General features: G+C 42.1%; 20 protein-coding genes. 18 read left to right on the top strand and 2 right to left on the bottom strand.

Annotated features, from left to right (window positions below; all coding sequences use genetic code 11):
* Nucleotides 1-76: 76 nt before the first annotated feature.
* The gene (gene rluA / locus V2H77_RS18225) at nucleotides 77-727 is read left to right on the top strand and encodes a bifunctional tRNA pseudouridine(32) synthase/23S rRNA pseudouridine(746) synthase RluA (RefSeq protein WP_265378697.1); all 651 of its coding nucleotides are present in this window, start codon (nucleotides 77-79) and stop codon (nucleotides 725-727) included.
* A gap of 245 nt (nucleotides 728-972) precedes the next feature.
* Here rluA and djlA read toward each other — a convergent pair whose 3' ends face one another.
* Nucleotides 973-1,794, bottom strand: coding sequence for a co-chaperone DjlA (gene djlA / locus V2H77_RS18220; RefSeq protein ID WP_341499930.1), 822 nt, complete (start codon nucleotides 1,792-1,794; stop codon nucleotides 973-975).
* A gap of 184 nt (nucleotides 1,795-1,978) precedes the next feature.
* On the opposite strand from djlA, the gene lptD reads away from it, so the two are divergent.
* From lptD to apaH, 6 genes are all read left to right on the top strand, one after another.
* A complete protein-coding gene (lptD, locus tag V2H77_RS18215; protein ID WP_265378699.1) occupies nucleotides 1,979-4,303 on the top strand; it encodes an LPS assembly protein LptD in 2,325 nt (774 codons plus the stop codon).
* Between the two features lie 69 nt (nucleotides 4,304-4,372).
* Complete coding sequence (gene surA / locus V2H77_RS18210; RefSeq protein WP_341499929.1) at nucleotides 4,373-5,674, top strand: peptidylprolyl isomerase SurA; 1,302 nt, start codon at nucleotides 4,373-4,375, stop codon at nucleotides 5,672-5,674.
* Nucleotides 5,652-6,671 carry a 4-hydroxythreonine-4-phosphate dehydrogenase PdxA gene (gene pdxA / locus V2H77_RS18205; protein ID WP_341499928.1) on the top strand — a complete coding sequence of 340 codons (1,020 nt, stop codon included), beginning with the start codon at nucleotides 5,652-5,654 and terminating at the stop codon, nucleotides 6,669-6,671. The genes surA and pdxA overlap by 23 nt, the downstream gene beginning before the upstream one ends.
* A complete protein-coding gene (gene rsmA, locus V2H77_RS18200; protein WP_341499927.1) occupies nucleotides 6,664-7,482 on the top strand; it encodes a 16S rRNA (adenine(1518)-N(6)/adenine(1519)-N(6))-dimethyltransferase RsmA in 819 nt (272 codons plus the stop codon). The genes pdxA and rsmA overlap by 8 nt, the downstream gene beginning before the upstream one ends.
* A gap of 12 nt (nucleotides 7,483-7,494) precedes the next feature.
* Entirely contained in the window at nucleotides 7,495-7,872 is a 378-nt protein-coding gene (gene apaG / locus V2H77_RS18195; protein WP_341499926.1) for a Co2+/Mg2+ efflux protein ApaG, read from the top strand.
* A 2-nt stretch (nucleotides 7,873-7,874) separates the two neighbouring features.
* Nucleotides 7,875-8,690 (top strand): bis(5'-nucleosyl)-tetraphosphatase (symmetrical) ApaH, encoded by an 816-nt coding sequence (gene apaH / locus V2H77_RS18190; RefSeq protein ID WP_341499925.1) that lies wholly within the window; start codon nucleotides 7,875-7,877, stop codon nucleotides 8,688-8,690.
* 55 nt (nucleotides 8,691-8,745) lie between these two features.
* Here apaH and folA read toward each other — a convergent pair whose 3' ends face one another.
* Complete coding sequence (folA, locus tag V2H77_RS18185; RefSeq protein WP_341499924.1) at nucleotides 8,746-9,231, bottom strand: type 3 dihydrofolate reductase; 486 nt, start codon at nucleotides 9,229-9,231, stop codon at nucleotides 8,746-8,748.
* A gap of 178 nt (nucleotides 9,232-9,409) precedes the next feature.
* Between folA and V2H77_RS18180 the strand changes: the two genes are divergently transcribed.
* The 11 genes from V2H77_RS18180 (at nucleotide 9,410) to V2H77_RS18130 (ending at nucleotide 20,626) form a co-directional block, all read left to right on the top strand.
* A complete protein-coding gene (locus V2H77_RS18180) occupies nucleotides 9,410-10,024 on the top strand; it encodes a LysE family translocator (RefSeq protein ID WP_341499923.1) in 615 nt (204 codons plus the stop codon).
* A 636-nt stretch (nucleotides 10,025-10,660) separates the two neighbouring features.
* The gene (locus tag V2H77_RS18175; protein ID WP_341499922.1) at nucleotides 10,661-16,042 is read left to right on the top strand and encodes a DUF637 domain-containing protein; all 5,382 of its coding nucleotides are present in this window, start codon (nucleotides 10,661-10,663) and stop codon (nucleotides 16,040-16,042) included.
* Nucleotides 16,039-16,389, top strand: a complete 351-nt coding sequence (gene cdiI / locus V2H77_RS18170) for a ribonuclease toxin immunity protein CdiI (protein ID WP_341499921.1) — start codon at nucleotides 16,039-16,041, stop codon at nucleotides 16,387-16,389. Before V2H77_RS18175 ends, cdiI begins: the two co-directional genes overlap by 4 nt.
* 43 nt (nucleotides 16,390-16,432) lie before the next feature.
* The gene (locus V2H77_RS18165; RefSeq protein WP_341499920.1) at nucleotides 16,433-16,873 is read left to right on the top strand and encodes a hypothetical protein; all 441 of its coding nucleotides are present in this window, start codon (nucleotides 16,433-16,435) and stop codon (nucleotides 16,871-16,873) included.
* Nucleotides 16,870-17,220 (top strand): hypothetical protein, encoded by a 351-nt coding sequence (locus V2H77_RS18160; RefSeq protein ID WP_049583742.1) that lies wholly within the window; start codon nucleotides 16,870-16,872, stop codon nucleotides 17,218-17,220. The genes V2H77_RS18165 and V2H77_RS18160 overlap by 4 nt, the downstream gene beginning before the upstream one ends.
* 36 nt (nucleotides 17,221-17,256) lie before the next feature.
* The gene (locus V2H77_RS18155) at nucleotides 17,257-18,015 is read left to right on the top strand and encodes a hypothetical protein (RefSeq protein ID WP_341499919.1); all 759 of its coding nucleotides are present in this window, start codon (nucleotides 17,257-17,259) and stop codon (nucleotides 18,013-18,015) included.
* Nucleotides 18,012-18,389 (top strand): hypothetical protein, encoded by a 378-nt coding sequence (locus tag V2H77_RS18150; RefSeq protein ID WP_341499918.1) that lies wholly within the window; start codon nucleotides 18,012-18,014, stop codon nucleotides 18,387-18,389. Before V2H77_RS18155 ends, V2H77_RS18150 begins: the two co-directional genes overlap by 4 nt.
* A gap of 122 nt (nucleotides 18,390-18,511) precedes the next feature.
* Nucleotides 18,512-19,024: a hypothetical protein gene (locus V2H77_RS18145; protein WP_341499917.1), complete on the top strand. Its 513-nt coding sequence runs from the start codon at nucleotides 18,512-18,514 to the stop codon at nucleotides 19,022-19,024.
* Nucleotides 19,024-19,479 carry a hypothetical protein gene (locus tag V2H77_RS18140; RefSeq protein ID WP_341499916.1) on the top strand — a complete coding sequence of 152 codons (456 nt, stop codon included), beginning with the start codon at nucleotides 19,024-19,026 and terminating at the stop codon, nucleotides 19,477-19,479. Before V2H77_RS18145 ends, V2H77_RS18140 begins: the two co-directional genes overlap by 1 nt.
* A 371-nt stretch (nucleotides 19,480-19,850) precedes the next feature.
* The gene (locus tag V2H77_RS18135) at nucleotides 19,851-20,300 is read left to right on the top strand and encodes an immunity 42 family protein (RefSeq protein WP_341499915.1); all 450 of its coding nucleotides are present in this window, start codon (nucleotides 19,851-19,853) and stop codon (nucleotides 20,298-20,300) included.
* A 179-nt stretch (nucleotides 20,301-20,479) separates the two neighbouring features.
* Nucleotides 20,480-20,626 (top strand): hypothetical protein, encoded by a 147-nt coding sequence (locus V2H77_RS18130; protein ID WP_341499914.1) that lies wholly within the window; start codon nucleotides 20,480-20,482, stop codon nucleotides 20,624-20,626.
* The last annotated feature ends 54 nt before the right edge of the window (nucleotides 20,627-20,680 follow it).

Here is a 20,680-nt window from a genome sequence, read left to right as displayed (position 1 = left end):
GCTGAACCGGGATGGGGTAAACTTTACTAAGAACCCTATTCCGAGCCTCCCCTAATATTCAGCTACCGGAGCCTCAATGGAAGCTTATAATCCTCCTACCGATCCCTGGTTACATGTGCTCTATCAGGATCAACATATCATCGTGGTCAATAAACCCAGTGGATTACTTTCTGTTCCCGGTCGGGCAGAAGAACATAAAGACAGTATTATGACGCGGATACAACAACAGTTCCCAGCAGCAGAATCTGTCCACCGGCTAGATATGGCAACCAGCGGCGTAATGGTGGTTGCATTGAACAAAGATGCAGAACGAGAGTTGAAACGCCAGTTCCGTGAACGAGAACCGGAAAAAACCTATATTGCACGGGTTTGGGGACGTCTGGAACCAGAAACTGGTCTTGTCGATTTACCGCTGATTTGTGACTGGCCGAATCGGCCAAAGCAGAAAGTCTGTTTTGAAACCGGGAAATCAGCTCAAACTGAATATGAAGTACTCGCTTACGAAGATGAGGCAACTCGAGTAAAACTTTCACCGATAACCGGTCGTTCACATCAGCTCAGAGTACATATGCTAGCACTTGAGCACCCGATTTTGGGAGATCGGTTTTACGCTCATCAGCAGGCAAGAGCAATGGCGCCTCGCCTGCAATTACATGCACAAGAGTTATATATCACACATCCGGTCTATGGAACACCAATGCATTTTCAGTGTAAAGCCGATTTTTGATTAATAGACAAATACGGTAACCGAATCCAATGAAGCCAATACCAGACACAAGGCTAAGCCACAACAAGCCAAAAGAACACGGATATTTGCCATTTTTTGCATTCCTCCTAAATTAAAACAAAATAAAACATAAAATATTCTAATATTTTAGAGAAATAAAAAATAAACTCAACAGCTATAGGGGATATTATTCCCCTATAAATTGAGTAACATTAGTAACATGTTTTTAAAAATAAAATAACAGGCTATTTAAAACTTTTCTCTTTTTTAATGAGATCATAAGCAGCCTGAATTGACTGGGCCTTTTGTTTAGCAATTTCCATCATTTCCGGTGGTAAACCTTTTGCTACCAGCTTATCCGGATGGTGTTCACTCATCAATCTACGATAGGCACGTTTAATTGTCGTCGCGTCATCCTTTTCACGCACACCTAACACCTTACAAGCGTCTGCGAGTGTTGGCCCCTGTGCGGCCCTCTGATAGCCGCCATACTGCCGTTGCTGCCACTCTCCCCCATCACCGAAATTACGGCCGCCTTCCATCATGGCAAGGAATTGTTCAAATTGGTTACGAGAGATTCCAAGTTCATCAGCAATAATAAACAGCACTTTCCTCTCATTCGGATGCAATTGACCATCAGAAAATGCAGCCTGTAATTGGATCTCCAAAAACATGCGAACTAAGTCAGACCGGCCAAAACAGGCACGACGCAATTGTCTTAGCGTCTCACGCAAAGGAAAATTGGGCTCTTTACCTTCACGAAAAGCCTGCTGTGCTGCTATCCTGGCTTGTCCGTGAAGTTGCATTCGCTCCATTAACTGGCTCGCAAGCCGGATATCTGTTTCAGTCACCCGCCCTTTTGATTTAGTAATATGGCCCATCACCTGAAAAGTACTACTGAAAAATAACAGTTGGCGAGACTGATTATTTGCAAAAAAACCTTGGTTTCTCCGTACACTGGCCCTATCAAGCATATGACCAATAAATAGACCAATAACAATACCCCAGAAGCCCGCTCCAGACACAACACCAAAGATCAGCCCAAGCAATTTTCCCCAATAACGCATATACTCCTCAATTCACCAATGCTCTGAGTGTAGTTTTGCATTATCATACTATTCATTCAGCTCCGTGCCTAACGGCAAGATAAGTAAAGGTATGACTTTACACTGGCGCATATTCATCGAGTGCGCTAGTCTCTTGAGGTTTGCCCGGCATAATGCCACTGATGATGGAACCGCATAAATATCTATGAAGAAATGTTATCCAACTTTGCTGGCCACAACGGTATGGGCCGCACTTTATGGTCAGCATGCACATGCTGATCTCGCAGCACAGTGTATGCTGGGTATACCTGTTTATGATCAACCAATAATTAATGGCGATCTCAATCAACTCCCTATCAATATCCTGGCGGATGATTCACAAGCAGATTATCCACGTTCCGCTAAATTTATCGGTAATGTCAATATTAAACAGGGTAATAAGACCCTTACCGCAGATAAAGTACAACTTGATCAAACAGAAGATGAAGTTCCGTTAAGAACCGTGACTGCAACGGGTAATGTTCATTATGATGATCCTCAGATTATTCTAAAAGGTCCACGCGCTTGGTCTAATTTAAATAATAAAGATACCGATATGTATCAGGGTGATTATCAGATGGTCGGGCGTCAAGGACGCGGCACCGCAGATAAAATGAAACTGCGTGGTGAAAACCGTTATGCCATTCTGGATAATGGTACTTTTACTTCCTGCCTGCCTGGTAATGATAGCTGGAGCGTTGTCGGCTCCGAAGTCATTCTCGATCGCGAAGAAGAAGTGGCCGAAATATGGAATGCCCGTTTCAGAATGGCTAACGTTCCAATATTTTATAGCCCGTATCTTCAATTACCGATCGGTAATAAACGCCGTTCCGGTTTTCTTATTCCTAACGCCAGCTATTCCAAAAAAGGTGGTTTTGAATTTCTGCTACCTTATTACTGGAATATCGCACCGAATTATGATGCTACGATTACACCACACTATATTAGTCAGCGTGGTTTAAAACTGGATAATGAATTCCGTTACTTAACTAAAGCAGGCACAGGTACCCTTGCTCTCGATTGGCTGAATAACGACGAGCAGTATGTCAAAGACAAAAAGGCAAACACACGTACCGCCAGAGAAAGTGATAATCGCTGGTTATTCTATTGGAGACACAGTGGTGTGATGGATAGGGTATGGCGTTTTAATATCGACTACACCAAAGTCAGCGATCCCGAATATTTTTCTGATTTCAGCTCTCAATATGGTTCCACCACGGATGGCTATGCCACACAAAAATTCAGTCTGGGCTATGCTCAACAGAACTGGAATGCCACGCTATCAACTAAACAGTTCCAAATTTTCTCTAAAGATACCAGTAGAAAAGCTTACAGGGCTGAACCACAGTTAGATCTGAACTATTACAAAAACGATCTGGGGCCATTTGACCTTAAAGTCTATGGTCAGGCGGCAAAATTCACCAGTGTAGGTAAAAATAACCCGGAAGCAACCCGCTGGCATCTGGAACCCTCCATTAACCTGCCGCTCTCTAATGGCTGGGCCAGTATGAATAATGAAGTTAAACTGATGGCGACTCATTATCAGCAAGATATTCCCAAGGCTCTTGAGAATGCTGAATATAAAGAATCTGTTAACCGGGTTCTGCCGCAGTTCAAAAGCGAAGCCAAAATGGTGTTTGAACGTTCAACGTACCTGAACAGCAATTACACCCAAACGCTAGAGCCGCAAGTTCAGTATTTGTATGTGCCATACAAAGACCAAGATAATATCAACAACTTCGACTCATCTTTATTACAAACTGACTATACCGGCCTGTTCCGTGACCGCTTTTATGGCGGCCTGGACCGTATCTCATCTGCCAATCAAGTGACTACCGGTCTCACTACCCGCCTTTATGATGAAGGTTTAGTTGAACGTTTTAACCTGTCATTAGGTCAAATCTATTACTTTGAACGTCCACGCACCGGTAAAGAAACCATGATCAACAGTAAAGATAGTACAGGTATGATGACCTGGGCAGGTGATAGTTACTGGAAAATTAATGATTCCTGGGGCTTGAAAGGGGGCATGCAATACGATACTCGCCTGAGCAGCGTAACGATGGGGAATGCAGTACTAGAATATCGCCGTGATGCAGACCGACTTGTGCAGTTGAACTATCGTTTTGTTGACAGAGATTATATCCAAGCTACAGCTAAGAGTGCCCCAGCCTTCCAGCAAGGGATTTCTCAAGTCGGTCTGGTTGCAAGTTGGCCGTTAAGTGATCGTTGGGGTTTCGTAGGCGCTTACTACTACGATACCAAAAAACAGCAACCGGCAAGTCAATTAGTGGGTTTGCAGTACAACACTTGTTGCTGGGCAGTTAACGTTGGCTATGAGCGTAAAATCGTTGGTTGGAAAGACAACAATAGCGAATATGACAACAAATGGTCATTTAACTTTGAACTTCGTGGCTTAAGTAACAATCATAGTCTGGGTAGCCAGAAAATGTTGAAGTCTGGCATCATGCCATACCAACGTGCGTTCTGATGCCAATAACATTTTGATATTAAACACGATAAATCCGCTATTGCGGAACCTACATATGATGGGAAAAGTATGAAGAACTGGAGAACTCTCATTTTCGGATTGATGTTTTCAGTGAGTACTGCTTTCGCTGCGCCTCAGCAAATGGACAAAATTGCTGCGGTCGTTAATAACGGGGTGGTACTGGAAAGCGACATCAACAGCCGCTTACAATCTGTCAAACTGGATGCGCAACATGCCGGCCAGCAAATACCAGACGAACAAATACTTCGTCATCAGATCCTTGAACGTCTGATTATGGATAATATCCTGCTACAAATGGCAAAACAGATGGGGATCGCTATTCCTGATCAAGGATTGGATTCTACCATTGCCAATATTGCAGCTCAAAACCACATCACTGTGGAGCAAATGAAACATCGCATTGCTGCTGACGGCATGAGTTTCGATACTTACCGTGATCAAATCCGTAAAGAAATGATGATAGCAGAAGTGCGCAATAATGAAGTTCGCCGCCGTGTCACCATTTTGCCTCAAGAGATCGACGCCTTAGTTAAACAAATTAGCAACCAGAACACCAACGATACTGAACTGAATATCAGCCACATTCTGATTCCATTACCAGAAAACCCTGATCAGGCGCAAATGGAAAAAGCCATGACGGTAGTGCAGAAAATTATGTCTGAACTTAAACATAATGTTGATTTCGGTAAATTAGCTATCGCCTACTCTGCTGATCCACAAGCGCTGAAAGGCGGTAATATGGGTTGGAGCAGACTTGAGGAATTACCAACCCTGTTTGCTGAACAACTGCAATCAGCTCAGAAAGGCGCCATCGTTGGTCCAATCCGCTCCGGTGTTGGTTTCCATATTCTCAAAGTTAATGACATCCGTGGCGGTAACCCAACCATCGCCGTCACTGAAGTTCATGCCCGCCATATTCTATTAAGAACTTCCCCTGTCATGACCGATGATCAGGCGCGCGCCAAATTGCAGCAAATCGCCAGTGATATTCGCAGTGGAAAAACCGATTTTGCCGATGCTGCTAAAGAGTTTTCAGACGATCCAGGTTCCGCCCTACGTGGCGGCGATCTCGGCTGGACTACTCCTGATATCTACGATCCTGCTTTCCGTGACGCATTAATGCGCCTGAATAAAGGTGAAATCAGCCAACCTGTTCATTCATCTTTTGGCTGGCATCTGATCCAACTGCTGGACACTCGCAAAGTTGATAAAACAGATGTTGCTCAGAAAGATCGTGCTTACCGTATGTTGTTCAACCGTAAATTCACCGAAGAAGCCCAAAGCTGGATGCAAGAACAACGCGCTTCAGCTTATGTGAAAATTTTAGATGGCAGCGATGCACAACAATAAACCGATTATTATCAATAAACCCATTGTTATTACCCCCGGCGAGCCTGCCGGGGTTGGACCTGACTTAACGGTTGCTCTCGCTCAACAAAGCTGGCCAATGCAATTGGTCGCTTGCGCGGACCCCAACCTGCTTCTCGACCGAGCCAGACAACTTAATTTACCTTTGCAATTACAAGAATACTCTGCTGACAAAATCCCCGAACCACAGGCTGCCGGGACGTTGACAATATTGCCAGTTCCTCTTCATGTTCCCGCAATCGCCGGCGAATTGAATCAAGAAAACGGCAGATATGTCACCGAAACACTGGCACGAGCCTGTGACGGCTGTTTAAACGGAGAATTTTCAGCATTAGTCACAGGACCGGTTCATAAAGGGAATATCAATGACGCAGGCGTACCTTTTATCGGCCATACCGAGTTCTTTGCCGATCGCAGTGGATGCCAGCGAGTTGTCATGATGCTTGCGACAGAAGAACTTCGGGTTGCACTGGCAACGACTCATCTGCCTATTGTTGATGTACCACAGTCCATCACTTTCGATAGTCTGCGAGAAGTGATTACTATTCTTAACCATGACTTAAAAACAAAGTTCGGCCTGGCAAAACCCTGTATTTATGTTTGTGGTCTGAATCCCCATGCAGGAGAAGGCGGCCATATGGGACGGGAAGAGCTCGATGTCATTATTCCTGCATTAACCAGTCTGAGAGCAGAAGGCATTGTGCTGGAAGGCCCTTTACCGGCAGATACCCTGTTTCAACCTAAATATCTTCAACATGCAGACGCCGTGCTCTCGATGTATCACGACCAAGGATTACCCGTGTTAAAATACCAAGGTTTTGGCAGAGCAGTGAATATTACATTGGGCCTGCCGTTTATCCGTACTTCGGTCGATCATGGCACAGCGCTGGAACTGGCCGGAACAGGTCAAGCTGATGTGGGAAGCTTTATCACCGCATTGAATTTAGCAATTAAAATGATACAAAACAGTAATGAATAACAGAGTCCACCAAGGGCATTTTGCCCGTAAACGCTTCGGGCAGAACTTCTTAACCGATCAATTTGTCATTGATAGTATTGTTGCCGCTATCAATCCACAACCCGGCCAGGCAGTATTGGAAATTGGCCCCGGTCTTGGTGCGTTAACAGAACCGGTTGGCGAGCGAATGGATAAAATGACCGTCGTTGAACTCGACCGCGATTTAGCCGCTCGTCTACAAATTCATCCAAAATTAAAAGATAAACTTACCATTATCCAGCAAGATGCCATGACGGTTAATTTTGGCGAATTGTCTCAGCAAAGAGGGAAGCCGCTGCGCGTCTTTGGTAATTTACCTTATAATATTTCTACGCCGTTAATGTTCCACCTTTTCAGCTATACTGATGCTATTGCTGATATGCATTTTATGCTACAAAAAGAGGTGGTGAACCGTCTGGTAGCTGGCCCCGGAAGTAAAGCTTTCGGGCGTTTGAGTGTCATGGCCCAATATTATTGTCAGGTTATCCCTGTGCTGGAAGTACCGCCGACTGCGTTTACTCCCGCACCTAAAGTCGATTCAGCCGTTGTACGTCTGATACCGCACAAAAGCATACCTCACCCCGTCAAAAATATTCGTATGCTGAGCCGGATCACGACTCAAGCTTTCAACCAACGGCGTAAAACCATTCGTAACAGCCTCGGTGATCTTTTTACTGTAGAACAGCTAACAGAACTTGGTATCGATCCAAGTACTCGTGCAGAAAATATTTCTGTTGAGCAGTACTGTAAAATGGCAAACTGGCTATCAGAACAACCTGAAATGCAGTCATAACAGGAGTCAATTATGATTAATACGCCCAGGGTTTCTATTCAGGTACAAAGTGTTTATGTAGAAAGCCAATCGTGTCCCGATCAACAGCGTTTTGTTTTTGCCTATACAATCACTATCCGAAATCTTGGGCGCGAACCGGTCCAGTTAATTAATCGTTACTGGCTGATTACCAACAGTGATGGCCGCCAAACGGAAGTTCAGGGGGAAGGCGTTGTTGGTGAGCAACCCATAATCCAGCCAGGGACCGAATACCGTTACACCAGCGGCGCAATATTGGAAACACCTTTGGGTACTATGGAAGGCCATTATGAAATGGTCGACCACAATGGCGAGCCATTTCGCGTTGCCATTCCGGTTTTCCGTCTGGCTATCCCAACGCTGATTAATTGATTATGTCTACATATCTCATTGGTGATATTCATGGCTGCTATCGTGAATTACGTGCTTTATTAACTAAAGTCGATTTTGATCCTAAAAAGGACACGTTGTGGTTAACAGGAGATTTAGTTGCCCGCGGCCCGGACTCTCTTAAAGTTCTCCGGTATATTAAACAGTTAGGCTCAGCCGCAAAAGTAGTATTAGGCAATCACGATCTCCATTTATTGGGCGTTTATGCCGGGATCAGCCGTAATAAACCTAAAGATAAAATTGATACGTTATTGTCTGCGCCAGACGCCGATGAATTAATTAATTGGCTACGCAAACAGCCGTTACTACAGTGCGATGATGATCTAAAACTGCTCATGACACATGCTGGTATTACGCCTCAATGGGATTTGGAGACAGCCAAAATGTGCGCCAGCGAAGTTGAAACCATGCTCAACAGTAGCAGTTACCCTCTGTTTCTCAATTCCATGTATGGGGATATGCCAAACAACTGGTCGCCAGAACTCTCTGGGCTGGCGCGTTTACGTTTCAGTACCAATACATTGACACGTATGCGTTACTGTTTTCCAAATGGTCAATTGGACATGTTGTGCAAAGATAAACCCGAAAACGCCCCTGCGCCACTAAAGCCTTGGTTTGAACTGCCACGCCAGATTTCATCAGAATATGCCATCGTTTTCGGTCACTGGGCATCATTAGAAGGCCAAGGAACACCCGATGGATTTTATGCATTGGATACAGGGTGTTGTTGGGGAGGACAACTAACAATGCTACGTTGGGAAGATAAACAGTACTTCACACAATCGTCATTACCGCAGTAAAACAGCATTAAAGCCAGACACGCCGTGAAAAAAGCTCATCGGCGTGTTCTATCAATTAGAAGCGACGTTGTAAAATCTCAAAACAGTAGCTGTGAGAATTTAGTTCATCGGCATCATGGTATTCAGTAAATTCAGAATCCCACTCATCCGGTTCATAGTCAGGAAAATGCGTATCACCTATCACTTCTGCATCGACGTGCGTCAGGTACATACGGCTCGCTCGTGAAATAAATTGGTCATAAACTTTGCCGCCACCCATGACCATAACTTCTTCTACATCACCCGCCACAGCCAGTGCTTCATCAACTGAGCTGACCCAGGTTACACGTTCATCATTACCCGGCTGATTACTCAATACAATATTGAGTCTTCCCGGTAATGGGCGACCTATGGATTCATAAGTCACTCGCCCCATAATAACGGGTTTATTCAATGTATTACGTTTAAACCAGGCCAAATCCCCCGGCAGATTCCACGGCATTTTATTCTCCATGCCGATAACCCGATCCATAGCTAAAGCAGCGATCAAGCTGATATTCATTAAGTCACCTTATAGGCAAATAGTATAAAAATTGATGACACTATACGGAAAGGGATGTACCCAGTCGATAGGCTCAACGCTTTCTTAAGTACAAAAGATTAATTTATACTTGCTTTATTACTTAAGACATTTATTGATCAAAATAATAACAAAGCTAATATTAACTATAGGGTACATTATGCTGGAAACATCACTAGTCGTCATCACTATCTCAACGTTGGGTATGCTCTCTCCTGGTCCTGATTTCTTTCTGGTAGTCAAAAATGCCATACGTTACCAACGCTCTGCCGCCATGATGACAGTAGTGGGCTTAATCGCCGCTATCACTTGCCATATGGCTTATTGCGTCGCCGGGTTGGCTATTGTTATCACCACAACACCGTGGCTATTTAATCTGATGAAATATGCCGGAGCGGCTTATCTTATTTGGATTGGGATCAATAGCCTGCTTTCACGCGGTGGAAATACTCTCACTTTCGATGATCAACCACGCCAGATTGTTACTTTCAAAAAAGCGTTTATGCAGGGATTCTTATGTAACTTACTGAATCCAAAAGCAACGTTGTTCTTCCTGGCAATATTTACTCAAGTGCTAAACATCAATTCTGGTGTTGGTGAAAAATTGTGGTATGCCTCTATTATCTGGGGATTATCGGTCATCTATTGGCCACTATTAGTCATATTGATCCAAAGTTCACCAGTACGCCGCGGATTAGCTAAGGTTCAGAAGATTATCGATAAACTACTAGGCATTGTTCTGATTGGATTAGGTGTCAAAGTGGCTCTGGGATAACAGACAGTGATTCTTTCTCTTTAAGTTTCCAATAAACATAAAAAAGTGCGCTTAATAAAGCGCATCTCAAAATCCAGCCCTGATTTATTCGAGTCTGTACATTATTCATGTCATTGGGTTAACGCCATAATTTTGCCGCCTCATTTATCAACTTAAAACCCATTTTTCCTGACATTTTCTCTTCCAAGATCAGTATTGGATTGAGTTTTTCATCCACTTTAAAAAATCTTTAATCACGGCCTCTTACCTTTAATGATTAAATTTTTTACCCGCCCTTTCATCGTGGGAGCTCATCCTAGCCCGATTGCCAGATACCATCACGCGAAAACTGAAAGAGTCATAGCTGGGGTAAGGAACAATATCTCCATCCTTATCGTGATTTAACGACATTTAATATAATAGATTCCCCATTATCAGGATTAAAAAACCGATCATTGATCACATTTCGCACTATTCATTCTGACAGCCAATTAATTTCACATTAGAATAGTTTAATTATGTAACTATTAAATCATCAATATTCTCTGTGGGTAGATGGTCATCTTATCACCGAAGCCTGACCACAGATAATTAGGTCACTTATTGGTCAGTACCACTGACGTTGTCACACTTAAATTAAACAAAAGGGAAAGTACGATGAGTAAACGCAACCACTCTGTGGCGAGAGGCACGAGTTATCTTTTAATTTACCTGACGGCAATCCAGCCGTTACACCCGGCGATGGCCGCGGGAATCACACCGGATAATAACCAGACTCAGGTAAAAAATCAGGGCAATGTCCCAGTTATCAATATTGCTACGCCGAATAACGCGGGGATCTCTCACAATACTTATAAAGAGTTCAATGTCGCCCCTCAAGGCGCCGTACTGAATAACGCCACTCAAACGGCTAAATCACAACTGGCCGGGCAACTTAACGCTAACCCTAATCTGCATGGCAAAGCAGCGGAACTGATTATTAATGAAGTGACCGGCAGCGGACGATCTAATCTGCAAGGCCAATTGGAGATTTTCGGTAATAAAGCCAATGTGATGATTGCTAACCCCAACGGCATTACCTGTGATGGCTGTGGTTTTATTAATACTTCAAGCGCAACACTAACCACAGGTAAACCCCAATTTGATAAACAGGGCGCGTTGGAAGCATTGGAAGTTAAAAAAGGCCAAATTACCATTGGCGGCAAAGGGTTAGACGGCAAGGCGACAGATTATGTCGATATTATCAGCCGGGCGACGGAATTAAATGGAAAAATTCAGGCCAATAACCTGTCTCTGACCCAAGGCGCTAACCGAATCAGTTTAAAAGACGGCACAGTGAAACCTGTTGCTGGAGAAGGAACTAAACCTCAATTAGCCGTTGACACCAAAGCGTTAGGCGGCATGTATGCCAATAAAATCCGACTGGTTGCCACTGAAGATGGCGTTGGCGTGAATTTAAAAGAGTTAACCAGTAACCAGCGGGATATTACTTTAAACGCCAATGGCAAAATTGAACTGGGAAATATCACAGCGAAAACGGACCTGAATATTGTTGGTAAAGAAGCCTATACTGCGCCAAATATTAAAGTGCAAGCGGGACGGGATATTACTCTGGAAAATACCACGCTAGAGAATAAAGGCAGTGTGACTGCCGGCCGAGATATGCGGATATTTGGCGACACGGTGAAAAATACAGGCAACAAAGCTTTACTACAAGCCAATGATAATATGTGGATACAGAAAGATGCTCAGGGGAATAAAGGTAAATTAGTCGAGAATAGATCTGCGACGATAAAAACCGTAAAGGGGGATTTGGTTATCAGGACAAAGGAGTTAAATAATACTCGCGATATCTTTGTTATGCAAAATAAGCCAGTCACGCCAGATTTCACAGATAGAGATATGACTATCTTTAGTGATATCAGTATTTTTGGCTCACCCTATACGATAACAGCAGAGTTGACTCCGCTTCCTGACAAATGGTTTGGGCATGCCTATTTTAGTGGTATTGGCCTTGAAGAGGATGGGACAGGAAAAGCTTATTTAAATAATAGCAGGATTAACAGTATTGTATTAAACAATTCTCAGCCAGGTTTTATCCTCTCTGGAAAAAACGCTTACATTAACAGTAATAATTTGTCCAATCAAATCAGTCAGATTAAGGCTGAGAAAGATATTTTCCTGTCTGGAAATAAGTTTATTAATGAAAGCAAAAGAAAAGGCTCACTAAATAATTTTATTATTTATGATCTTAAACTTGAGCCCGCGCCAACGGTATATACTTATAAAAAATCAGGAGAAACCAAAACCTGGAATGATGAGGAAAATGTCATTGAGCCAGCAAACATAATCGCGAAAGGTAGCATTGTTGCTGATTTCAAAGACAGTATTAATATTAATACCGCTCTTCCTTATGACATTAAAACGGTCTCAGAAGTTAATATTAAAGAACGACCGGCAACATTATCAGCAGAAAATATTATTCTCCATGCCGGGCAAATTGACATTACTGATAAAATAAAGGCAATTAATGCACTAGATATTATATCTGAAAAAGATATTAATCTTAATGATGCCTCACTACTGTCATCAAATAATGTATCTATGACAGCCATCAATAATATTCATTCGCTGCAAAGTGAGGTAAAAGGAAAAAATATTACCCTTATAAGCCGTAATGGAGATATACGATTCCAGAGCAGTGAAAAACCCGGTTATTTTAATGCAGACAATACCCGCAGAATGAGTACATTAAGTGCTCATGGTAATTTAACAATCAACGCCGGTAAAAATCTACTTTTAAAAAATACATATTTAACGCCAACTACTCATATCTCTCTGACAGCAAATAATGATATTGGAATAGAAAACAATACCTTACTATCCCCACGACAAACGGGTCCTATGCATCCAGACCAATGGGACAAAAATCTATTGAATGCGATTTTGCCTGAACAAGAGAAGGCAAGTTTTAAGCCTCTATTGCCAATGACCGGCGTTTTAACTGCCTCAGAGTCATTGATAATTAAGGCTGGTGGTAATCTTTTCACTCAAGGGGCTTTTATCTCGGCCGGAAAAGATGTTTATTTAAGTGCGGCAAAGCATATTGAGCTCAATTCTCGTGAGCTGATTTTTCATAGACTAGAAGAGCTTTTCTTATCGGGTAATTATGTCCCACCTTTACGTTCAATAGAATTAGGTAGCAGAATCACGGCAAAAAATAATATCAGCATAGTGAGTGGTGGAGATATTAACGGGAAAGCCATTCAGATACAGGCCAACGGAAACACATTATTATCCGCAGGCAGCAATATCACTTTACCTTTCCTGACTTATGTTTATTCCCCCATTCAATATCGCAATGATAACGACAAAGAGAATCTCCATTTCATGGCTCAAATCCGGGGTGATAAAAAACTGACAATAGCGGCAAATGGCGCTATTACCACAGCGGGTTCTAAATTGACTTCGGGTGGTGATGTCATACTTTCCTCCGGCGGCAATATGCGCTTCGAATCAGTGCAAAATCACATTTATCGGGAAAACGGCAGTGAATCCACCGAATCAGTGACTCAGAACGGCACTGAATTGACCAGCGGCGGCATACTGACGGTTATTTCAAACGGCAGCATTCTATTCCAGGCCACCAAACTAGCGTCCAAAGGGGCAATGGATATCGCGGCGAAAGGCGGTTATCTGTACGCTCAGGCGATGGAAGAATCCAACCGCTATGAAAAAACAGAGACCAAACGCAGGTGGTACGGTAAAAAGAAAACGACTACACGTACTCGTCATGATGTCAAAAACAAAGTCACTGAATTTACCGCTGGCGGTGATATCAATCTGTTAAGCCGGGATGACAGCACCTATGAAGCCAGTAAAATCGCCACCGATAAAAATGCCAAACTGACCAGCACTCACGGTAAAGTCAATTTTAAAGCGGTTAAAAACAGCACCTTTGAGCAGACTATTACTCATTCCAAAGGCTTTTATATCAAGCAGACCGATAAAGGTTATACCGAAAACAAATGGGTGCTTCCTGCCATTCATATCGGCGGAAAATTCACCGTGGAGGCGGCCAAAGGAGTTAGCGCGGATATCAAAGCCCAAAATGGTCAAGCGCTACAAAATGCAGTATCCGTATTCGGCAATACGCCGGAAACCGCCTGGCTGAAAGGACTCCATGAACGTAAAGACGTTCAATGGAATTTAGTCAAAGATGCCTATGACAGTTGGGATTATAAAAGTCAGCATCTAAATCCGGTGGTCTCTGCGGTCATCGCGATTGCAGTCGCCGCTGCGACAGCCGGAGCCGGATTAACCGTTTCCGTTGCCGGATCAGCCGCCAGTACCGCGGGTTCAGCCGCCACGGCAGCGGGCGCTACTGCCAGCACTGCCGCCGCCATGAGTTCAGTCGCTTACGGCGCGACCGCTTCCGGCATGGCCGCCCTCGCTTCTCAGGCAGCGGTAGCTTTGGTGGATAATCAAGGTGACTTATCCAAAGCTTTAAAAGTGATGGGAGGCAGCGATACGGTTAAATCAACCCTCACTTCAATGGCGATGGGTGGCGCACTGGCGGGTTTTGATAACGTCATGGGATGGGATAAAGCCGCCAATGGCACACAAATTGACCCGGCAAAAGCGACATTACCTAAACTGAGCAATGGTGACTGGAGCAAAGTGGCTCAACGGATCGCAGGTCAATCCATTATCAGTTCCAGCCTGGGTACAGCCATCAATGGCGGGAGTTTTAAAGACAATTTTACCACCGCATTACTGGCCAATATTGGCAGCCAGATTAACGCCGAGGGTGCCGGACTGATTGGCAAGAACGGTCAGGTGTTAGGTTTACCCGGAAAAGCTATCAGCCATGCGGCGGTTTCTGCCCTTGCGGCGGAAATTGGCGGCGGTGATGCCAAAGGGGCGGCTGCCGGGGCATTAGCCGCAGAACTGGCCGCGATAACATTGGATAAGACATTCAATGATCCAATGAAAATTCAGGCGGGCGGCAAAATCATTGGCAGCGTTGCAGGCGCCATTGCGACCAACAGCGCCAAAGGCGCTAACAGTGGGGCCAATGCCGGAGAAATGGTTATTCTCTTTAACCACCTGAACTCCATGAATGCCTACAATCTGGCGAGAGAGCTCCAGGAAGCTAATAAGCAAGGAACGCCTACCGAAACAATCTGGAACAAATACAACAAACTGAGCGCTGCGCAACGGGCAGAAATGTTGTCTACCTGCGCCGGGAACGGTGGGTTATGTACATTGACCTATCAGGCTGAAATGGACGGTGGGATAAAAACAGCGGATGCTATTAGTGGCTTAAGATGGATGTTTAACTTATCGGCTGAGGATGCCCATCGTATCAGCCAGTTTGTGACGACAGAAAATCAGAACGATTTAGGGCTGTTGTATAACTCGCTGCCTGCCTGGGAAAAAGGTGCGCTAATAGCCAAAGAAGCGGTAGAATCTGCCGGTATTGGCGGTGCTATCGGCGGTAAAGCTTCGGTTGCTTCGATTGCTTCGATTGTTGGGAAGAATAAACAACCTTATCAACCGAATCAGAGTACAGCTGGAAAGGGAACGACCACTTATCCAGAAGGAATTCATTTTAATATTAACCAAAAAAATCACCTAGCCACATTTGATGGAATCTCTAAAAAAGGGATAAGTGGCACACATAACGCTGATGCGTTTAATCAAACAGTATCTGAAAATGGAATTAAAATTGTTAGCCAAACACCAAGCAATGTTAAAGGCATTACGCGAATTGAGTATCAAATACCAGCAAAAGATAGAGCCGGAAATGTTATTGGCTACAAAAATCAAATATTCAAGAAAACAGTATATGATCCAAACGTTTTTTCTGACCAAAAGATGTTAGACCTTGGACAGCAAGCTGTTTCTAATGGTTATAAAAATGCAGTCTCTCAAGGTCTACGAGAATATGAATCAACAGCAGGTGGTGTGAAGTTTCAAGTTTATTTGGATCAAAAAACAGGTACAGTTACTAACTTTTTCCCGGTGACACAATGAGTAATAAACGTCTTTTTGAAAAAATAGATTATAGCAGTGATTCGAAGTGGGTTATGAAGGAGTTTTTTAATTCTATATATTCCCAAGGTGAATTTTTATGGGCTTTACCGCTTGTTCTAAAGAAGGACGGATGTGGAGTTAATGAAACCTATTGTACTTTTCCAAACTTAGATGATCCTGATCCTGAATATCATTTTGAAGGAGTAATGTTCGGGGTATGGGAAGGTGAAATCATAGTTCCCGAATCTACTTGCTTTGAGTATGTAAAACTAGCCTGTGAGAAATATCTTCAATTACATCCAGAAGATACAGAGCAAGTAAAATCCTTACTTGCTCAACTCCCTTAACCAGAAAGATCCTAGCATTGAATGCTAGGATCTTTCTTAACTTTTGAACAAGCTGCCAGCTTGGAAAAAAGGTGCATTAATAGCCAAAGAAGCGGTAGAATCTGCCGGTGTTGGCGGCGCTATCGGCGGTAAAGCTTCCGTTGCTTCGATTGTTGGGAAGAATAAACAACCTTATCAACCGAATCAGGGCGCTGTTGGTAATATGGGAGAATTTTTTAGACAACCCGGATTTGGAAGTCAGATAAAGAATAGCTCAAGTAAAACCAGCCAAATCTATCAAGGCCAAAGTGTTTATCAAGCTAAAGATGTGGTCGGAGATCATATAGCTAAAGGTGATAAATATTATCTTGATGGTATGCATAAAAATCATATTGAAATATTTGATAAGAATGGGAAATTCAAATCTGTTCTTAATTTAGATGGTTCGTACAATGAAGTTAAAACTCAAAAAGCTATGGCTGAAGGACGGAGATTGCCAAAATGATAGACCATATTCCTCTTGATAGAATGAAAAAAGACTTTTTGCTCATTCTCAACCAAAAATCTATTGGTACGATAGATACGGATAACCTATCAGTAAACTACAATGACCACTTAGATAAAAGACTAAAAAGATATTTAACTTTATTGTGTGATACCGCTGAGTTGCTAGCTAATGCGACAGAAAATAGAGATGAAGTAACTGCACAAGCAGCTTTATTGAGAATCCGTAGTCATTCAATGAGTTTATCTAGTTTCTTTGAAGCAATAACTGAAGATGTAGAAGTATTGCTTGGTCTGAATGGCTGGCCAAAGATCCCTGATAATTACATTTATCCATCTAGTAAATAATAATCCCAACCATTATGAACCGAAAGCCCACATCACGTGGGCTTTCGGCCTTTTGCCAATAATCACCAGATGTGCGTAAACAAGCTAGTAATACACCAAGAAGCCAATAAGCAAGGAACGCCTACCGAAGCAATCTGGAACAAATACAACAAACTGAACGCTGCGCAACGGGCAGAAATGTTGTCTGCCTGTGCCGGGAGCGGTGGGTTATGTACATTGACCTATCAGGCTGAAATGGACGGTGGGATAAAAACAACAGATGCGATTAGTGGCTTAAAATGGATGTTTGACTTATCGGCTGAGGATGCTCATCGTCTCAGCCAGTTTGTGACGACAGAAAATCAGAACGATTTAGGGCTGTTATATAACTCGCTGCCTGCCTGGGAAAAAGGTGCACTAATAGCCAAAGAAGCGGTAGAATCTGCCGGTATTGGCGGTGCTATCGGCAGTAAAGCTTCGGTTGCTTCGATTGTTGGGAAAAATAAACAACCCTATCAGCCGAATAAAGGTGCTGTTGGTAATATGGGAGAGTTTTTTAAACAGCCAGGATTTGGGGGTAACTTAAAAGATAATTCACGCAAAACAAGCAGAATATATGATGGACAAAGTATTTATCAAGCGTCCAATGACATGGGACAGTACATCCGGAAAGGGGATCAATTTTACTTAGATGGTAAACATAAGAACCATTTAGAAGTATTTGATAGCAAAGATCGTTTCCGTTATGTATTAAATCTAGATGGCTCAATTAACCCAGATAAAACCCAAGCTGCACAAGGGAGAAAACTTAAATGAGCAACCAAAATAATCTGAACTGCATTAAAGAAGTAATAATGCTATTTGCTGAAAAAGAACATATCCCAGTTCAAGAACTGCATAATCATTGGCAAAGTAACTATAAAAATGACTGGGATATTCGTTTTGCAGAAGATGTAGCTCTCTTAAATCGAGAGATATCTTTGTTAAAACAAGCATTAGAAAAGGATGATAAAGTTACACAAATTGCTGCTCTAGTTGTTGCACGAGGTATAGCTTTAGGAATTATGAATCAATTTGAAAATCTATTTGAAGATATAGAGAAAATGGCTTGGTCAGATGACTTTAAATGGCCAAAAATCCCAGAAGATTACAAAATACCTGATCATTATAACTATCCTCAAAACAAATAACTCACAACCCCAGCCACAGCTGGGGCTTATTTATCTGCCAGTTACTACTTACTTATCAGAGAAAATTATTTAAAAAGAGAGGTGAGACAAAAACAGCGGATGCTCTTAGTAGCTTAAGATGGATGTTTGACTTATCGGCTGAGGATACCCATCGTATCAGCCAGTTTGTGACGACAGAAAATCAGAACGATTTAGGGCTGTTGTATAACTCTCTGCCAGCTTGGGAAAAAGGTGCGCTAATAGCCAAAGAAGCGGTAGAATCTGCCGGTATTGGTGGCGCTATCGGCGGTAAAGCTTCGGTTGCTTCGATTGTTGGGAAGAATAAAGGTCAGCAATCTTCACATGGCTATACGCTAAACAAAAATGGTCAAATGATAGGTGCAAATGGAGTTCAAGTGCCGAGTAAAACAATTTGGAAAGGAGTAGGTAAAGAACGTATTGATGTGGAAAATCCAAATCCTGGTCAACGAGCAGGACAATTACACTATCAAGACAATCAAGGAAATAAGTACTATTATGACCCTATTTCAAATACATTTCCTGATGCGCCTAAAAAAGTCAATGAATTATTAAAGAATAGTAATTTTAAGAATGCGATTGATAAGGGTATGAAACAATACTTAGGGGAGAAATAATGCTAAAAGCTAACTTAAGCATGAAACAGAAAATGAATGAGTTAAAAGGAAATCATTTGGTTCTTACAGATGAACTACAATCAATCATTTCCAGTGGATTTATTGAAAAGGAACATTGCTTTTTCTCTAAAAAACTGATGACTTACAGCTCTTCTGCATCCCCAAAACACTTTCAGGATTGTGTTGGATTTGAGTGTTTTGTAAATTCACTTCATATTGATGACTATGTGAATAAAGATTATTTAGAGTATTCAATATTATTCTGTAACTCTTTACTTATTTCATGGAATTCTTTTAATCCCATTAATAAACTTAATGTTATTATTTCATTAGACGAATTTGGGTCTTTAGTTAAATTTCATTTAGACAGGAATGGGGAAATGTGGTTAAACGAAGACTTAGAATCATATGATGAGCCTATTTTAATAACAAGCAGCTTTATTGAATTACAGTAAAAAACACATAATATATAATTCCAATATAACCATATATTTATATATGGTTATATTGGTCAACTGAGCCAATAGTCGCTTCTAATGGGCTAACTTACAAATCAAACCCTAAACATACTCCCGGAGGTGATAGAAATCGCAAAAATGCAGGAATAGAACCTAGAGACTCTCTAATTCTTTTTGAAAACTCTATACCAAGCTTAAAAAATATAATAATAAAGAGGTTCGGTTCCCAGTAGACAAGAACGGTAATGTTCACCGATTTGAAGGAACTAACGGAGAATATCATTGGAATGGCAGCTCTGGAGAAACTAACAATTCCTTAACAAACAGGTACCAAGTGATATTCAGAAAAAACTAGGGGTGAAACTAAAATGATTTATGGTGATCCATTTTACTTTTCTCTTCAAGTTGACATTATTGAGTCATGGAACTTTCCAGATAGCTTTTGGAAAAATGGAGTATTTTCTTTCTATTTAGAAGGGAATAAATTATTTGACATTGTTGATGTTTTCGAATTAAGAACAACAATTGGCTTTTACTCAAATATGAAAATAGATGAGTTAGCATGTAATGATATTCCCTTTGATCCTATTACCTTATACAGAAATGCAGAAAGTTATTTTACAGGGGAAGGAGAAGATCTTATTGATGGCTTGTTTGATATGACTTGTACTGCAATGGGGGATAATGGCTATTATATTTATTTTATGAAAACAAGCCAAAATGATCGTCTAATTTGGAGTGTTGATGATGGGAATACAATAAAGGAGACATTATTACCTGCCGGTACAGTTCATTCTGTAATTCAAAAAATGTCATAATGTCCGTTAACTAAAATATCTACTAGTGACTCGTAAATCTAGATAAAACGCTAATCCCAGTCAGCTACAACTGGGATTACTTTAACTTTAGCGGATTCGATTAAATAAGGATAAATATTTTCTATTTATCAGTCTGATGCAGAGTTAGAATTAAAAATTCCAACCATCTCAGTCAGTTTGTGACGACAGAAAACCAGAACGATTTAGGGCTGTTATATAACTCACTGCCCGCCTGGGAAAAAGGTGCTCTGATAGCCAAAGAGGCAGTAGAATCTGCCGGTATTGGTGGTGCTATCAGCAGTTGTGAAATCTCTGACCTCGCCTAACAAAGCGCTGATTTTTTTATCCGGCATTTTGTCAGTAATAAATAATAAGTGCGC

Source organism: Photorhabdus sp. P32 (assembly GCF_038085095.1).
GTDB classification, from domain to species: Bacteria; Pseudomonadota; Gammaproteobacteria; order Enterobacterales; family Enterobacteriaceae; genus Photorhabdus; species Photorhabdus luminescens.
Note: the sequence above shows the minus strand (reverse complement) of the source record. Positions and strands in the feature narration are given on the sequence as shown.

Coding starts and splice junctions, on each gene's coding strand:
- rluA (WP_265378697.1), top strand. CDS start 77: ATGGAAGCTTATAATCCTCCTACCGATCCCTGGTTACATGTGCTCTAT.
- djlA (WP_341499930.1), bottom strand. CDS start 1,794: ATGCGTTATTGGGGAAAATTGCTTGGGCTGATCTTTGGTGTTGTGTCT.
- lptD (WP_265378699.1), top strand. CDS start 1,979: ATGAAGAAATGTTATCCAACTTTGCTGGCCACAACGGTATGGGCCGCA.
- surA (WP_341499929.1), top strand. CDS start 4,373: ATGAAGAACTGGAGAACTCTCATTTTCGGATTGATGTTTTCAGTGAGT.
- pdxA (WP_341499928.1), top strand. CDS start 5,652: ATGGCAGCGATGCACAACAATAAACCGATTATTATCAATAAACCCATT.
- rsmA (WP_341499927.1), top strand. CDS start 6,664: ATGAATAACAGAGTCCACCAAGGGCATTTTGCCCGTAAACGCTTCGGG.
- apaG (WP_341499926.1), top strand. CDS start 7,495: ATGATTAATACGCCCAGGGTTTCTATTCAGGTACAAAGTGTTTATGTA.
- apaH (WP_341499925.1), top strand. CDS start 7,875: ATGTCTACATATCTCATTGGTGATATTCATGGCTGCTATCGTGAATTA.
- folA (WP_341499924.1), bottom strand. CDS start 9,231: ATGAATATCAGCTTGATCGCTGCTTTAGCTATGGATCGGGTTATCGGC.
- V2H77_RS18180 (WP_341499923.1), top strand. CDS start 9,410: ATGCTGGAAACATCACTAGTCGTCATCACTATCTCAACGTTGGGTATG.
- V2H77_RS18175 (WP_341499922.1), top strand. CDS start 10,661: ATGAGTAAACGCAACCACTCTGTGGCGAGAGGCACGAGTTATCTTTTA.
- cdiI (WP_341499921.1), top strand. CDS start 16,039: ATGAGTAATAAACGTCTTTTTGAAAAAATAGATTATAGCAGTGATTCG.
- V2H77_RS18160 (WP_049583742.1), top strand. CDS start 16,870: ATGATAGACCATATTCCTCTTGATAGAATGAAAAAAGACTTTTTGCTC.
- V2H77_RS18150 (WP_341499918.1), top strand. CDS start 18,012: ATGAGCAACCAAAATAATCTGAACTGCATTAAAGAAGTAATAATGCTA.
- V2H77_RS18145 (WP_341499917.1), top strand. CDS start 18,512: ATGTTTGACTTATCGGCTGAGGATACCCATCGTATCAGCCAGTTTGTG.
- V2H77_RS18140 (WP_341499916.1), top strand. CDS start 19,024: ATGCTAAAAGCTAACTTAAGCATGAAACAGAAAATGAATGAGTTAAAA.
- V2H77_RS18135 (WP_341499915.1), top strand. CDS start 19,851: ATGATTTATGGTGATCCATTTTACTTTTCTCTTCAAGTTGACATTATT.